This is a genomic window from Spirosoma terrae (genome assembly GCF_010435915.1).
GTDB classification, from domain to species: Bacteria; Bacteroidota; Bacteroidia; order Cytophagales; family Spirosomataceae; genus Spirosoma; species Spirosoma terrae.
In genome coordinates, this window is the sequence record NZ_JAAFZH010000001.1 from 1,033,902 (window position 1) to 1,049,867 (window position 15,966).

The window sequence follows — 15,966 nt, forward strand, 5'->3', positions numbered from 1 at the left end:
TCAGAATTCTATTGTTATGGTGGCCCAAACAGGACCAGCAAAGCCTGTCGAACTGTTTTGGTTTGGCGAAGGTCGCGCCAAATGTCGGCCCACTCGTGGAAGTTCAGGTAGAGGACATTGTACGACTTCACGGGCTTTGTCAGGCCGTATACCGGCTTTTCGATTTCCTCCTGAAACGTACCAAAGAGCCGATCCCAGATGATGAACGTAGTTCCAAAATTTTTATCGATGTACTGCGGATTGCGAGCGTGGTGAACGCGGTGATGAGAGGGCGTAACGAACACGTATTCCAGCCAGCGCGGTAACTTGGGGATCATTTCGGTATGAATCCAGAACTGATAGAGCAAATCGAGCTGATAGCAGGCAAACACAATAGTTGGATGAATACCCAGCAGCCAGACTGGAATAAAGAACACAATTTTAAGATACTGAGTCCAGGAGTTGCGGAACGACGTAGTAAAATTCAGATGCTCCGACGAATGATGCGTTACGTGGGTTGCCCACCAGATGCGTTGTTTATGGGCGGTATAATGGGCTACGTAGTTACAGAGATCAATACTCACATAGGCCATGAGCCATACCCACCACGTATCGGGAAGTCGCCAGGGAATGAGCTTGTAAAAGTACCAGCTGATACCAACGGTGATTGTCTTCAGCAACGCATTGATGAGCAGACTACCGAGGCCAATGCCTATCGATGCGTTGACATCGTGTTTGTTATAGTGTTTATCCGCATCGTGCTGCGTGAGCCACCACTCCAATAGAACGCAACAGACAATAAGCGGCACTGCGTACAACAGCAAAGGCTGTACGGTAGAGGAAATTGACGAGAAATTCATGATTTGGCGAACGGGAGGCTACGGGTTAATGCGTTCGTAAACAGGGGTTTTGTTTTCGGGATGAGTACCGTAGATCTCGATGTAATCGATCTTGGGGATAAGGCCTGAGCGCGGATTTACCTGAACAAACACGCGTTCCAGACAGGCACTCTGGCCATTGATAATTGTCATGGCGACCGGATGTCCGTGATGATACGTTACCCGGATGGGCAATTTTTTGAAGGCATTCAGGCTAATTGTGGAAGCATCGGTCTCACTAGCCGTACGATGTTGTTTGTAGCCATAAGCCATTTGCCACTGAAACGCACTTAAGTCTTCCCGCTGGCCTTTATCAGCGTACCGTATCCAATAAACGTCGACTGGTTTTTCCGTATCAAAACGACCATCAGATGTTACGTTTGCATCATACATGATGATGTTCGCATCCTTGCTACGTTGGATGTAAAAAAGTTGATGATGGTTTGACAAAGGCGCCGGAGTCGGCTTTTTATGCGCCTGGGCTGGCGAGTAACTCTGGACGAAACAGAGCGTGAGTAGCATCAAGATAGCGATGGTTTTAAGAGTCATTGTAGCTGTTGTTGCGTTAATCGAAACGTATCGGCAATAGGGTAATGTGTCCTGAATTCACAGGACTGTGGAAGAACGTAGCGTCTGAATACGATTAGTTCGCCATCCGGTTTTTCCGGCAAACCTTACAGCAAGCATGCGATTTGGAAGCCCCATTGCTTACTGGACAGACGGGCGGCCGTTGTGCTGAAGCAGCAGCGGGAATACGGGCCAATTTGGGCCGGTCGGTGAGTACCTTAAGTGAATGATTGGGTTGAGTCATGAGTATAAGCTGTCTTAGTTGACCTCATGACAACTGCCCAGTTGTTTCCCCCTACGAGTCTGAAAAAAATAGTGGGAACGTAGCGTCAAGAGTTTTTAATCGCCCAGCATGATGTGTAAAGTAGAATCGCTGAAGCCAACGTGTTTGATGGTCATGCTCTCTACATCGGCGTTTCCCCGGATAGACGTACCGGCGGGTGGTGGCGATCCATACGTATCAATCCGTGATCGAATGCACAGGCTGTAGTATTTCTTCGCCTGCTCGGTAAAGGTAAAATCAGCGGATTCCTTGCTCAGATAGAGTTTCATACATGAGTTTTGGGCGGTAGCTGTTGATTGATTTTTAGACTCAAAAATAGGCCAGTAGCCGAGGATCTGCTAGTTCTGGCGAAACGTTTCGACACCCGAAATAAGCTTTCTACGAAAGATCGGGCCATATTCTGTGTAATTAGTTCAGAATGAACAGCGGCTTGCTGCTTATAAGCCTTATAATTCTATGTATTTAGTAGCTTACTATATATAAAGCTAAATCGTGTTTATTTGTTGCTGGAAACCATATTCTACACCGTATTTGTGTATATGCAGCAGCGCTCTATTGTTTTTCTAGGTCTGGTACTTATTGCTTCTGGCTGTGCTTTTGGCACCTATCCAATGGGTGGAACGGGTGGGCAACAATATCCCGATGATTCATATCCTGGCTCTGGCGGCCAGCCCTCAGCTGGTCATGCCGAACATCAGGTACCAACCGTAAATAGTATTCGGGTAACTCAGGACTATACTATTCTGGATCTGACGTATGTAGAACGGGGCGCTCCGAAATATGATCCACGAGACCCGCAAAGGAGACAAATACCAACAGGAGAAATCGCTATTGATCCGGCTGGGCATCTGATAGCGGCCAATGGTGCGCGGATGTTTGCTTTTGTGAAGGCAGAAGGTATTCCCGTAAAACGAGAGCAGATCGATCGGAATACGGGTAAAAAAATTCTTCTTGGTACACCAACCTATTCTGGCCAACGATATAATTTTCGCCTGTACTTTGAACGCCTGGATAAAGGGTTGGAGCACTTTGATCTTTTTGAGTGTTCGAGCGATCAGTACTATTGCTGGAACATGTACGATCTCTACGTCGATAACCCCGCCGATCCGATCGTTCACACGCCAACGCCGGTGCCGCCCAAACCTTCATCGCCGACCAAGCCCACTAAATTACCGGAGATGTCGGGCGAAACGGGTGGCGAGATGGAAAGCCCTAAAACCAAGCCAGCACCAGCACCGACGTTGATAGCCGTATCAGGCGTAGTGAGCGATGTGAAAAATAAACGTCCCGTAACGGCCACCATCAGCTACCAGTTTTCGGCCAGTAAGCAGGCTGTCGATTCCGTGCAAAGTTTTGCCTCAACCGGTGCCTATAAAATGAATCTGGTGAAAGGACAGGTCTATACGTACATTGCTTCAGCGCGCGGGTATCAGGCCGCAAACGGCGTTTTGGATTTGAGCAAGGCCGTGGGCGGACAAAAACTAACGCGCGATATTGCGCTGACTCCATTGGCCGTGGGCGATAAGATAACCCTCAAAAATGTCTATTTCGATATGTCGAAAGCTGATTTGTTGTCGGCTTCCTATGCCGAACTGAATAAGCTGGTAGCCATGATGCACGATAACCCGAATATGACCATTCGGCTCGAAGGGCACACCGACATTATTGGGGATCACGATAAGAATCTTCAGCTCTCCCGCGATCGGGTTATTGCCTGCCAGCGCTATCTGGTCCAGAAAGGCATCGATATCGATCGTATCCAGACGATCGGGTATGGCGATACACGCCCAATTTTAACGAAAGGCACGGATGAAGAACGTAAAGTAAATCGCCGGGTTGAGTTTGTTATCCTGATAATCTGATCCCTGTTCTAAAACCACGACCGAGCCTTCGGGTAGCAGATAAACAGTCCAGTATCTGCTGCCCGAAGGCTCGGTTATTCTGTTCGTAGGCAAACGAACTGTTTTAAGACACGCTAGTGTTGGTACAGAATAAAGATTACCAACGATACGTATTGGTCTATAGCTTTCTTGCCCCAGTCAATTTCCGTATCTTTGCACTCATTTTTTTAACCGCACGAATAGCATAGGAGCCACTCGTGCATTCGATTATGTCAGGCGTGAAGTATCAGCAATATGAGTCCTTCGACTACGCGAAGATCGCGGCCGAAGTTTTAACGTATTGGAACCAGAATCAGGTTTTCGAGCAGTCTGTTGCCATCCGCGAAGGAAGTCCAAACGCTCCGGCGCTTCGATTTACGTTTTTTGAAGGGCCGCCTTCAGCCAACGGAACCCCCGGAATTCACCACGTAATGGCCCGGACGATTAAAGATATTTTCTGCCGGTATAAAACGCTGCAGGGCTTTCAGGTTGAGCGCAAAGGCGGTTGGGATACCCACGGTTTGCCCATCGAGCTTCAGGTTGAAAAAGAACTGGGTATCACTAAAGATCACATCGGTAAGCCGGAATCGGAAGGTGGTATCAGCGTTGAAGACTATAACAAAAAGTGCCGCGAAACGGTCATGCGGTTTACGGATCAGTGGAACGACCTGACCCAGAAAATGGGCTATTGGGTCGATCTCGACAATCCGTACGTTACGTATAAAAACGAGTACATCGAATCGGTGTGGTACCTGCTCAAACAGCTGTACGACAAAGATTTGCTGTATAAGGGATACACCATTCAACCCTATTCACCAAAGGCAGGAACGGGGCTAAGCTCGCACGAGCTGAACATGCCCGGTACGTATAAGGACGTTCGCGACACAACCGTTGTGGCGCAGTTTAAAGTGAAGCCAACGGGCAAATCGGGCTTCCTGTTTTTCGATTCGTCGGATGCCGATGTGTATATTCTGGCCTGGACAACGACACCCTGGACACTGCCTGCCAATTCAGCACTTACCGTTGGGAAAGATATTGACTACGTACTGGTCAAGACGTTCAATCCATATACATTTCAGCTAATTCACGTAGTGCTGGCAAAGGCGTTGGTGAGCCGCTGGTTTAACGAGAAGGGTCATCAGGCCGACGTCAACAGCCCGGCTTTTGATGCCTATTTGCCCAACGATAAAGTTATTCCATGGGCTGTTGTTTCTGAAGTTAAAGGACAGCATCTCGAAGGAGTCGAATATGAGCAGTTACTTCCTTATGTTCAGCCCGATAAACCCGCGTTCCGCGTTATTCTGGGCGATTTCGTGACCACCGAAGACGGTACGGGCGTAGTGCATACATCGCCGACTTTCGGGGCCGATGACTTCCGGGTTGCGCAGGCGGCTGGCATTCCGCCTATCATGGTGAAGGACGAAACCGGTAAGGACGTGCCTATTGTCGATAAGCACGGCTTGTTTGTGGACGAAATCACGGATTTTGCCGGTCGTTACGTCAAAGAAGAATATTATTCTGACGAAGAACGGGCCGATCCCGATTTCAAGCCAACCGACGTCTTGATCGCCATCAAGCTAAAAGAAGAGAATAAGGCGTTTCGGGTGGAGAAATACGAGCACCCCTATCCGCACTGCTGGCGGACCGATAAGCCAATTTTGTATTATCCGCTCGATAGCTGGTTTATCCGCACAACAGCGAAAAAAGACCGGCTGGTAGAACTGAACAAAACCATCAACTGGCAACCCGAAAGTACGGGTACGGGGCGTTTCGGAAACTGGCTCGAAAATCTGGTCGACTGGAACCTCAGCCGTAGCCGTTTCTGGGGAACACCGTTGCCTATCTGGCGTTCAGAAACCGGTGAAGAAGTGTGTATCGGTTCAGTCGATGAGCTGAAAAAGCGGGTTCAGTCGGCTCAATCGAGCGATGTACTGACCGATGAGCAACGTAGTAAAAACAACGCTTTCCTCGAAAAACTAGGTGGTGGCGACTACGATCTGCACCGCCCTTATGTTGATGAAGTTTATTTCGTGTCGGCGTCGGGCCGGGTAATGCAGCGCGAATCAGACCTGATCGACGTTTGGTTCGATTCAGGAGCAATGCCGTACGCGCAGTGGCACTATCCGTTCGAGAATCAGGATGTATTCAACCGGTCATTTCCTGCCGATTTTATTTCGGAAGGCGTTGACCAGACGCGTGGCTGGTTCTTTACACTTCATGCCATTGCCGGGATGCTCTTCGACTCCGTTGCTTTCAAAAACGTAGTGTCGACAGGGCTCGTGCTCGATAAGAATGGCAATAAAATGTCGAAGCGGCTGGGTAACGCTGTCGATCCGTTTGCTACGTTAGCGCAATATGGACCGGATGCTACGCGCTGGTACATGATCACCAATGCGGAGCCCTGGGATAACCTCAAGTTCAATACCGAAGGCATTGGCGAAGTACAGCGGAAATTGTTCGGTACGTTATCGAACACCTATAATTTCTTTGCGCTCTACGCCAATCTGGATGCGTTTTCCTTTGCCGGACGTAGCATCCCGGTGGCCGAACGGCCTGAACTGGACCGCTGGATTTTGTCGAAACTCCAATCGCTGATACTGGAAGTTGAAGAGCAGTTTGATAGCTATAACCCAACGAAAGCGGGCCGTGCTGTTCAGGATTTCGTGAACGATCAGTTATCGAACTGGTACGTTCGTCTGTCGCGCCGGCGTTTCTGGTCTGGAGTTTCGTCCGATGGGAAGATGACTGCCGACAAACAGGCGGCCTACGAAACACTGCATGAGTGTTTGACAACGGTAGCGCAATTGATGTCGCCAATCGCACCATTCTACGCGGATTGGCTGTATCAGAATCTGACGGGAGCTAATACATCCGTGCATTTAACGAATTTCCCCAAAGCCGAACAGGCCTTGATCGATACCGAGCTGGAAACGTCGATGGAATTGGCACAGGACGTATCGTCGTTAGTGCATTCGTTACGCAAGGGGCATAAGCTAAAAGTACGTCAGCCATTGAGTCGCGTGCTGGTTCCCGTATTGAGCGCCGATACCCGTCGGCAGATTGAACACGTAGCACCGATCATTATGTCGGAGGTTAACGTAAAAGGAGTCGAGTTTGTCGACGATGCCAGCGGTATCCTGAAGAAAAAGGTGAAGCCCAATTTCAAAGCCTTAGGCCCGAAATTTGGTAAGCAGATAAAGGACGTAGCGGCTGCCATTACGGCAATGAGCGAAGACGATCTAAAACAGCTGGAAGCTTCTGGAAGCTGGCAACTGCCGGTTGGGGTTATTACGTTAGCTGATGTGGAAATTTTAACGGAAGACATTCCGGGCTGGCTGGTAGCCAGCGAAGGCGGTCTGACAGTAGCGCTCGACGTGAACGTAACCGACGAGCTTCGTTGGGAGGGGATCGCCCGCGACTTTGTGAACCGTATCCAGAATCTTCGTAAAGACCGGGACTTCTCGGTCACTGATAAAATTACCATTGTGCTGGAACGTAACGACGACGTACTGGCTACAGCTATCGAAGCCAATCGCGATTACATTCAACAGGAAGTACAGGCCGTATCGCTTGATTTGGTTGGCGACCTGAACGGCCGGGGGCCGTTAGCCACCGAAATTGACATGGACGAATTTCAGCTTCGCCTGCAAGTAGATAAAGCGTAGTTTTAGTTGATTACCAGGCAAAAAGGCTTACTCGTATGAGTAAGCCTTTTTGCTTTTAGAGGTTTGGTAACACATTTAAATAAATAGGCCCGATAATGTTAATTATTAATGCTACTTAAGGGGAATACTTGTAGATAATCGGCACGAAACTTGTACAAACAATTTGGTAAGCTACGCTCTTTGGTAAGGTTCTGGTCAGAATCTTTCGGGGCTAATCTATCGTAACACGTAAATACAAGCTGCCTTTGATGGAACCTTTACAAAGCACACTACGATCTTTTGTGAATAGTTATCAGGCCGTTATGTGGCGGCTTCGTGAATGCCAGCTTAACGATGAGCAGTTAAGTGCCGTTATTGGTTTAAGTAGTGGGGCCATACGGAATCGACGTACTAAACCCGATCTGTGGAAATTATCGGAAATAGAGCGATTAGCTACCTATTTCACGGTCCCAACTACGGCTTGTCTGCAGATCAATCAACTACTGCACGATTTGCCTAATCGATGGGTCGAGATGCCCGAGGGGGAACGCAAACGCATTGAAAGACTGCTCTCGGTAAGACGATCTCAATTCAATACCTACAACCTCACCGACTGGCCGGTACGGCACTTGCTGAAAATGCATCAAGTTCTGAATATGGCTCAATCCTGATGAACATCAATAAATAGCGCTCTACAAAACCTGTCCCAGGCCAAAAAGAATTACGAATAGCAGGGTTGACATGGCCAGCTGACCCAGCCGGGCGTTAAGTTCGGCGGGTTGTTTGTGCGTAGCAACAGCTCTACCGTTGATGAAGAAGAGAGGAAACGCTAATACGTAGAGGTAACCAGTGGCGGGAGCATCAGTCAGAAACGAATAGGCTATCGCACAGAACATACCCGTTAATAATAAGCCCCAATGGTATCGGATAGCCAGTTGTAAGCCCAAACGCGCCGGTATCGACCGTTTACCGGTCATGGTATCGGTTTTAATATCGCGAATGTTGTTGACATTCAGCACGCCGGTAGCAAATAGTCCAACGCTCGTGGCTGGCAACAGTAAGATTGGATTGAATGTCAGGGTGTGCAGAAAATAGGTGCCCAAAACTCCAACCCATCCGAAGAAAATCAGAACCGCAATATCCCCAAATCCAGCGTATCCGTAGGGGCGTTTTCCATTCGTATACCCGATCGCTGCGGCAATACTGAGCAATCCAAGTACCAGAAAAAACCAGAAAAGCTTTGGGCCTGCATTGAGGAACGCCACGACCAACAGCCCGATGCCACTGACTAACGATAGAATCGACATCAGGATGATACCACGCATCATCGATTCTTTGGTGATGTCGCCCGTAGCAACGGCCCGGCGGGGCCCTACGCGGAGTTCGGTATCTTTTCCCGATACCGCATCGCCATAGTCATTGGCGAAGTTGGAAAGCACCTGTAGAAAAATGGTGGTTAATGCCGCCAGCAAAGCAATCTGCCAGCTAAAATGGTTGCCTGATAAGGAGGCCCCCGCAGCGAGGAAACTGCCCAGGATGATGCTGGCTAACGACAGCGGTAATGTGCGCGGGCGGGCCGCAGCAATCCAACTCTTCATGTTGAATGATAGAATGGGTGAATAATAGAATGAGTGAATATTTACTTTAAATAGTATTCACTCATTCTATTATTCACCCATTCACTAATTAAATACCTACTGCTTTTTTGAATTCTTCGTCTTCTGGCTTCACTTTAGACGCAAAGAAATGCGTTAGTTCGCCTTTTTCGTTGATCACGTATTTGCAGAAATTCCAGGTTGGCGCTTTGTCATTCCAGCCGTTCATGTCTTTCGTTGTCAACCATTTGTACAGAGGAGCCTGATCGTCGCCCAGCACCGATACTTTCTCGAACATCGGGAACGTAACGCCGTAGTTTTTCTTACAGAATTCGGCAATCTCTTCATTAGAGCCGGGTTCCTGGCTTTTGAAGTTGTTGGCTGGGAAACCTAAAACAACAATCTTGTCGCCGTGATCTTTGTAGAATTTTTCCCAATCGGCATACTGTGGCGTAAAACCACACTTAGACGCTACGTTCAGAATCACCACTTTCTTGCCTTTGAAACCTTTCAGGGCTACAGGCTTTCCGTCCAGCGAGTTTACGGTAAAGTCATAGAGCGTTTTGGTCGGAGCCGGAGCGTTGGCTGGCATGACGGCCATTTCCCGTTTGTCGGCAAAAATACCTTTAACGAGGGTCGACAACGAGGTGAAACTGGTCGTCGCAAGAGCTACGACAGCAAGAGTCAGTAGCAGAACTGTTTTTTTCATTGATTTGGGATTATTTATAGAGTTTGGAAGGAAATATACGCTGAGAATGAACGATTAGATCTACATTTTTTCAGGTACGTCTATGCCCAATAAACCCATTGCCTTACGAATAGTTTCACCAACCGATTTGGCCAGTACAAGACGGGCATGCAGTTTAGCCGAATCCGTTTCTTTCAGGATAGAAAGCTTGTCGTAAAACTGGTTAAATGTCTTCGACAGATCGTACGCGTATTGAGCAATATACGAGGGTGCATAGTCGTCGCCCGCTTCCTGTACGCGTTGCGGATACTGGCTCAACAGAAAGATCAGTTGCTGTTCGATCTCGTCCAACTGTTCTACCGAAACCTGGCCTTCTACCGAAACACCGGTGTCGGCCGCTTTCCGTAAAACCGACTGAATACGAGCGTGAACGTACTGAATATAAGGTCCGGTGTTGCCGTGCAGGTCAACGGATTCGGCAGGGTTGAACTGCATCCGTTTTTGCGAGTCAACTTTCAGTAGATAATATTTCAGTGCACCGAGGCCAAGCATCCGGAAGAGGGCTGTTTTCTCGGTTTCGCTGAACTCATCGAGTTTGCCTTTAGCCGCTTCGTCGGCCGCGCTGGCAGCGGCTTCGGTTGTTTCCTGAATCAGATCGTCGGCATCGACAACCGTTCCCTCGCGGGATTTCATTTTACCGGTTGGCAGGTCGACCATGCCGTACGACAGGTGATACAGACCGTCGGCATACGACCGGCCTAATCGACGCATGATGGCAAACAGAACTTTAAAATGGTAATCCTGTTCGTTGCCGACCACCCAGATTTGGCGATTGGTATGAAAATCCTCGTATTTAAGGTCGGTCGTGCCCAGATCCTGGGTCATGTACACCGACGTACCATCGGAACGTAGCACGAGCTTCTGATCGAGTCCTTCTTCCGTCAGATCGATCCAGACCGAACTGTCGTCTTTCCGGTAAAAAATGCCCTTCTGAAGGCCTTCTTCAACGATTTCTTTTCCGAGAATGTACGTATTCGATTCGTAATACGTCTTATCGAAGCTCACACCAATGGTACGATACGTAGCGTCGAAACCTTCATACACCCAGGCGTTGAGCTGGCTCCAGAGCGCTACGGTTTCAGGATCGCCCTGTTCCCACAGACGTAGCATTTGCTGCACTTCGAGCATCAGGGGCGCTTTTTTCTCGGCTTCTTCTTTTGGAGTTCCCTGACCAACCAGTTCTTCAATCTGTGCTTTGTAGGCTTTATCGAACAGAACGTAGTACTTACCGATCAGGTGATCGCCTTTCATTCCCGCCGACTCGGGCGTTTCATTGTTCCCAAACATTTTGTAAGCCAGCATGGACTTACAGATATGAACGCCCCGGTCGTTTACGATGCAGGCTTTTACGACGTCGTATCCGTTGGCCTTCAGAATCCGGCTGACCGAATCGCCCAGGAAGTTGTTCCGTAAATGCCCGAGGTGAAGCGGTTTGTTCGTGTTTGGCGACGAAAATTCAACCATAACCGATTGATTCTTCGCGGCGAGATTTCCAAATGATGGGTTCGTCGCAATATCGTTCAGTACATTGAGCCAGGCCGCATCGGCAATGCTGATGTTCAAAAAGCCCTGTACTACGTTGAAACCGCTAACAATCGTACTGTTTTCGGTAAGCCACGAACCAATAGCCTGACCAATCTGGGCTGGGGCCTGACGAAGTGCTTTGGTTAATGAGAACGTAACGAAGGTGTAAAGTCCTTCAAATTCTTTTTTGGTGGGTTGTAAGACAACGTCGTCAACGGTGGTGTTGAAAAGTGCCTGGATAGCTTGCTGTATATCGGATTTTAATTGCTCTTGTATGTCCATTCGGTTGGATTCCATTACGAATCACAAAGGTAACTCCCCAACCAGCCGAATTACAAATTACAACGTAATGTCCTTAACAATAGGGTTTGGCCAGCTCACACTATGACAGCCAAACCCCGATAAGTAGGTACTGTCCCCGTATTAGGAAACTCAGTTGCTCGCTTACGGCTTTAGAATGATAGTCGACTCGGCCACAGATTTTACTTTTTCTTTCGAGAAATAAGCCGGAAAGTAGTTGTTGTCGGCCCAGATCGGAAACAGATCGCGGTAGTGCGGACTATCTGGGTTGCCCGACTGACCAGGGCTGTTTATGCCCAGCGTTTTATCCCAATCTTCAGTATCGACCAGAATCCGGAACGTAGCGCCGTGTGTTTGATTCAGATTCGGGCCGGTAGCATTTACCGTTTCGGCGTACCCGCCCCGGGCAACCGGGCCCAGGTTGATTTTGGTCTGCATCGCCTTATCGACCAGGTCGCTGAGTGGGTGCGTAATAGTAATATGCTTGTTTTTGCGTTGTCCATACGACCAGTCATCCATATCGGAGCCGAGCCGCTTGGTTAGGTCGGCTACGGCCCGATCCATGCACAAGAGCAGGAGGCTGTCCCGGGCCGGTGTTGGTATGAGCAGGGCATCAATGACTCGTTTCGATGGGATGCTTTTCATGTACGCTCTGGCCGACTGCGGTACGTTCTGTTCGTAGATGGCTCGTTTTAATTGTTCTTCCCACGCTACGTAGATAGCAGCGGCTACCGAGCTTGGATCGAGCTTATAATCCCAGCGACGCAGATAACTGACGGCCTGCTCCGTTCGGTTTTCGGGCGAAAACAAATTCTGTAGCAGCGGAACAAGCGTTCGGGCCGGAATGGATAAGTAATCGGCCTGCAGAGCCATAAAATCGGTCATGGTTTTACGCTTTCCGTCGTTCAACACTTCTTCAATCCGATGAGCGCGACTGGGCGACGACCACGTCCAGCCAATGGCATTCCGATGCGGGAAATTGATGGGTGTTAGATTATTGTTGGCGGTTGCTACGTATCCTTCAGGCGGATTTACCTTATTCGGAAGTTGCTGAATGGGCAGATAGCCGCTCCACTCGAAACGTCCGTCGCCGGGCACGGGTACCAGACCGGTGAAATTCTTACGAATAGGAGCGAGGCCAACGGCCTGCCAGCCAATGGTGCCAGTACGGTCGGCCCAGATCATGTTCTCACCGGGAAGTCGGCTGTAGGTGCAGGCTTGCCGAAATTCTGCCCAGTTACGGGCCTGATTCATCCGCAAACTGGCCAGATAAGGCGAATTGCCTATGTCGAGCCACCCCGCTCGTACGGCATAGGCTTTGTGATGAACCTTGTCTTCAAAAACCACGGGACCATGACGCGTGTATTTCAACGTAGCGTTAACCGGCTTCCCATCTTTAACCGAAATGGCCTCGGTAAGCGTTTTCATCGATTCCCAGCGGCCTTTGTAGCGATACTGGTTGGAATTGGCTGGATTAATCTCGTAGACGTATAGATCTTCGTTATCGGTTTCGAAAATGGTGAGTCCCCAGGCGCCGTAGTCATTATGGCCAATGGAAACGCCGGGCAACGTAGGCTCACCAGCTCCAATAACGTTCCAGCCCGGCGCATTTAGATGTACCCAATAACGTAACGGCGGTGTCGATTGGGCCCGGTGTGGGTCATTCGCCAGCATTGGATAGCCGCTGGCCGATTTATTGCCCGAAATAATCCAGTTGTTCGAACCAACGTACTGTTTTTCTACGTCGAACCAGTCGTTTATCTCATCCGTTGTTTTGGGCGTTACGTAGGCTTCGTCTTCGTCGGCTTTGGTTGGTCGGCCTTGGAACTTCAAGGGCAGGCGAAACGCTTCGTATAATTCCAGGATGGGCTGAAACAGCTCGTCGCCGTTGACACGTAGCGTTAAATCGGGTTGCGCTGGTTGGGTCGTCGACACGTTGGGTTGTGGATGAAACCATTGTAGCTCCCGCAGCTTGTCGGCACCAATCAGTTTAACCAGCCGGCCGTTGTTCAGTTCATCGCGCACGTTGTAGGCCAGTGCCTGGTGTCGACTGATGACTACTTCGGGCGTCCAGAGCTGAGGTTTCGTATTTAGTACCTTGAATTCGAACGGTAGCTTTTCCGGCGTTTTCAGAATTTCGGTGATGTAAGCATTAATGCCCGCAACAAAAGCCCGAACGATCTGCGGCCCGTGCGGATGATAGTGCAGTAATTCCTTGTTTAAGTCGCCCCGAAAGCGGAACAGCCGGGTGCCAATGTCGCGTTTTACTTCCTGCGGACCAAGAAGTTCGGCGACTGTGCCAGTGGCTTGCCGACGCCACAGTTCGAGCTGGAATAACCGATCCTGAGCCGCCATGTAGCCCTGAGCAAAAAATAGGTCGTGCTCGTTTTTGGCATAGATGTGATTAATGCCCCATTGGTCTTTACTGATTTCGACCGGTTGCTGAAGACCAGGGGTCGGTTGAGAATAGGCTGTAGAAATAGAGAGAAGGAGTAGTAGGAGTGGCCGCAAGCAATTCATAGTGTTGAGACGATTTGGAGTTAAGATAACCAGGAATCAACAGAACCTAACTTTAATAAGCCTTTAATTAGGTTTCAGCCCTAATTTTTTACTTTAGTAATGCATTATTCCTAAAAACTGAAGACTATGAGGACGCTCGTAACGGTAACCCTGATGGGTTTGTTAACAAGCTGTGTACGAATCCAGTCAAATACGAAATCTGAGGCTGTTCCTACTTTCAAGCGGATTCTGGTCGTTACGAAAATGCGGGATACGCCTGATAGCTACGCGCAGAGTTTCTCCCGGGCCTTTCCGACGGGCTATTCAGTTTGTACGCTGGCGCTGAGCCCGCTATCCTTCGATAAACCTGAAGAAGAAATACGAAAAAAGGCTGATTCCTGCCATAGTGATGTTATTTTAACCCTTACGCTAACTCAAAGTGGAGTAAGTACTCGTTACTATGCGGTACCGTATGAGTTTAATGCTGAGATGACCTCCGTTGCCACCGAACAGCCTTTCTGGAAAGCTATTATATCGTCAGCTCCAATAAACGGAGAGAGAGTATCACCACGTAGCGTTGTAAAACGTCTCCTTAACGACGGTATCATTGAAGGCAAGCTGCCCGATCAGTCCTTACAGGCCATCAATGGACAGAATGTCTATCGTTGAGGTCTGAATATTACGAACGCGGGCAAAAACAGCCGTGCCATTACTGCCCCCCTTTAAGTCGGTATTGCCTTCCAGGGTTTCAATCGCATTGCCCGCTACTGCCGTGACCAGGCCAGTGTGATACCAATCGTCGTTGCTTGGATTTCGTAGTAGAAAAACGTCGCCCGGACGAATTTTCTGGGGTGTTTTGCGAATAACCGCCGACTTAATCAGCCGACCCGTTTCGATCGCACTCACGGCCATTACGTCGCAGCTCAGGGTGTGGGGCATAATAGCCGTGAAGCTACGCCCGTAGGCAGAAGCGACCTGGTCCAGAATAGTTTGTACAAAACCCACACACCATTTGAAAGGCGATCCATCGTAGCCGTCGCAGTAGCCTCGTACCCAGGGACCAAGATTTTGGGCGGCATCCGTCTGAATTTCGGCTGATCGTTGCGCCAGGTGCATTTTGGCAACGCGAACAACTGCTTTCCGAACGTCCTTCTCAGTTGGTTGGAGCTGAAACGCTGTTGACAGCGGACTACTAAGTTTATTGAATAGGTCGGGCGTAACAACGCCCGTTTTTGGCAGTTTAGATACCACCTGAAAATTCTGAACAGCGCGCTCGGTGGCGGGGCCAAACTGACCGTCAAGGGCGGTTGTCAGGGCGGCTTTGGGGTAACGTAGTGCGTGGAGACATAACCATTCCTGCACACGTCGTACATCGGTTCCCTGGCTATTTTTCTGGAGGGAACTGGCAAAAAGAAGTTCGTTTTGGTAAGAGGTTTTAATCATACGATACGTATCGCTGGACAACGTAATACAATCCGGTCAGTCCTTCAGCTTCTCATTATTCAGGTGCCGGGTGGCATCCCGATTGGTCTTCTTCGCCATATTTTTGGCGAATGCTTCGGTTAAATCAACGCCCGTTTGATTGGCCAGACAGATCAGTACCCACAGTACGTCGGCCATTTCATCACCGAGGTCTTTGTTCTTGTCTGATTCTTTCTCCGATTGTTCGCCATAACGGCGGGCTATAATACGAGCCACTTCGCCAACCTCTTCGGTCAGCATGGCCATGTTGGTCAGTTCATTAAAATAGCGAACGCCAATGGTTTTTATCCATTCATCGACCGTATCCTGCGCTTCTCTGATTGTCATCTGATTATTGGATTTCACGTTTCAGCATGATGATTACACTTCTGGACTGGCCCTGTGCCATATTCAGATCGACCGATGACGTTAGTTCCCAGCCTTGCTGACCAAGTTCATTAAGTTTTTCCATCAGTTGTTGGGCGTCAATTTTTCCTCCGCCACTCCAGAATCCATTCGTAGGGACTTCCAGGACATTGTATTCGAACTTCTTCATGAGCATACAAGTTTGTTGCGCGAAGATAGGGGGCAACGTAGCAAATAGGGCA

At 49.2% G+C, this 15,966-nt stretch carries 14 protein-coding genes; 4 read left to right on the forward strand and 10 right to left on the reverse strand.

What is annotated here, in order from left to right:
* Window positions 1-14: 14 nt before the first annotated feature.
* The 3 genes from GK108_RS04550 to GK108_RS04560 all read right to left on the reverse strand — a co-directional run bounded on the left by GK108_RS04550 (window position 15) and on the right by GK108_RS04560 (window position 1,976).
* The gene (locus GK108_RS04550) at window positions 15-839 is read right to left on the reverse strand and encodes a sterol desaturase family protein (RefSeq protein ID WP_163943398.1); all 825 of its coding nucleotides are present in this window, start codon (window positions 837-839) and stop codon (window positions 15-17) included.
* Window positions 840-857: 18 nt separating this feature from the next.
* Window positions 858-1,406 (reverse strand): DUF4833 domain-containing protein, encoded by a 549-nt coding sequence (locus GK108_RS04555; RefSeq protein WP_163943400.1) that lies wholly within the window; start codon window positions 1,404-1,406, stop codon window positions 858-860.
* 357 nt (window positions 1,407-1,763) lie between these two features.
* The gene (locus tag GK108_RS04560) at window positions 1,764-1,976 is read right to left on the reverse strand and encodes a hypothetical protein (protein ID WP_163943402.1); all 213 of its coding nucleotides are present in this window, start codon (window positions 1,974-1,976) and stop codon (window positions 1,764-1,766) included.
* Between the two features lie 270 nt (window positions 1,977-2,246).
* Here GK108_RS04560 and GK108_RS04565 point away from each other — a divergent pair, with 270 nt between their 5' ends.
* From GK108_RS04565 to GK108_RS04575, 3 genes are all read left to right on the forward strand, one after another.
* Entirely contained in the window at window positions 2,247-3,569 is a 1,323-nt protein-coding gene (locus GK108_RS04565) for an OmpA family protein (protein ID WP_163943404.1), read from the forward strand.
* A 248-nt stretch (window positions 3,570-3,817) separates the two neighbouring features.
* Window positions 3,818-7,252, forward strand: coding sequence for an isoleucine--tRNA ligase (gene ileS / locus GK108_RS04570; RefSeq protein WP_163943406.1), 3,435 nt, complete (start codon window positions 3,818-3,820; stop codon window positions 7,250-7,252).
* A 248-nt stretch (window positions 7,253-7,500) separates the two neighbouring features.
* Complete coding sequence (locus GK108_RS04575) at window positions 7,501-7,902, forward strand: hypothetical protein (RefSeq protein ID WP_246224656.1); 402 nt, start codon at window positions 7,501-7,503, stop codon at window positions 7,900-7,902.
* Window positions 7,903-7,923: 21 nt separating this feature from the next.
* Here GK108_RS04575 and GK108_RS04580 read toward each other — a convergent pair whose 3' ends face one another.
* From GK108_RS04580 to GK108_RS04595, 4 genes are all read right to left on the reverse strand, one after another.
* Window positions 7,924-8,829 (reverse strand): 1,4-dihydroxy-2-naphthoate polyprenyltransferase, encoded by a 906-nt coding sequence (locus tag GK108_RS04580; protein ID WP_163943409.1) that lies wholly within the window; start codon window positions 8,827-8,829, stop codon window positions 7,924-7,926.
* A gap of 88 nt (window positions 8,830-8,917) precedes the next feature.
* Entirely contained in the window at window positions 8,918-9,535 is a 618-nt protein-coding gene (locus tag GK108_RS04585) for a glutathione peroxidase (protein WP_163943413.1), read from the reverse strand.
* A gap of 60 nt (window positions 9,536-9,595) precedes the next feature.
* Window positions 9,596-11,380, reverse strand: a complete 1,785-nt coding sequence (gene argS / locus GK108_RS04590; protein ID WP_163943844.1) for an arginine--tRNA ligase — start codon at window positions 11,378-11,380, stop codon at window positions 9,596-9,598.
* 162 nt (window positions 11,381-11,542) lie between these two features.
* The gene (locus GK108_RS04595; protein ID WP_163943416.1) at window positions 11,543-13,918 is read right to left on the reverse strand and encodes a penicillin acylase family protein; all 2,376 of its coding nucleotides are present in this window, start codon (window positions 13,916-13,918) and stop codon (window positions 11,543-11,545) included.
* 126 nt (window positions 13,919-14,044) lie between these two features.
* Between GK108_RS04595 and GK108_RS04600 the strand changes: the two genes are divergently transcribed.
* A complete protein-coding gene (locus GK108_RS04600) occupies window positions 14,045-14,566 on the forward strand; it encodes a hypothetical protein (RefSeq protein WP_163943419.1) in 522 nt (173 codons plus the stop codon).
* Here GK108_RS04600 and GK108_RS04605 read toward each other — a convergent pair.
* Genes GK108_RS04605 through GK108_RS04615 form a run of 3 tightly spaced genes read right to left on the reverse strand, consistent with a single transcriptional unit; the run spans window position 14,531 to window position 15,914 of the window.
* Complete coding sequence (locus GK108_RS04605) at window positions 14,531-15,340, reverse strand: peptidoglycan-binding protein (RefSeq protein ID WP_163943423.1); 810 nt, start codon at window positions 15,338-15,340, stop codon at window positions 14,531-14,533. The two genes, GK108_RS04600 and GK108_RS04605, sit on opposite strands and share 36 nt — an antisense overlap.
* A gap of 36 nt (window positions 15,341-15,376) precedes the next feature.
* Complete coding sequence (locus GK108_RS04610; protein WP_163943426.1) at window positions 15,377-15,706, reverse strand: nucleotide pyrophosphohydrolase; 330 nt, start codon at window positions 15,704-15,706, stop codon at window positions 15,377-15,379.
* A gap of 4 nt (window positions 15,707-15,710) precedes the next feature.
* Window positions 15,711-15,914, reverse strand: a complete 204-nt coding sequence (locus tag GK108_RS04615) for a DUF4177 domain-containing protein (RefSeq protein WP_163943430.1) — start codon at window positions 15,912-15,914, stop codon at window positions 15,711-15,713.
* Window positions 15,915-15,966: the final 52 nt, after the last annotated feature.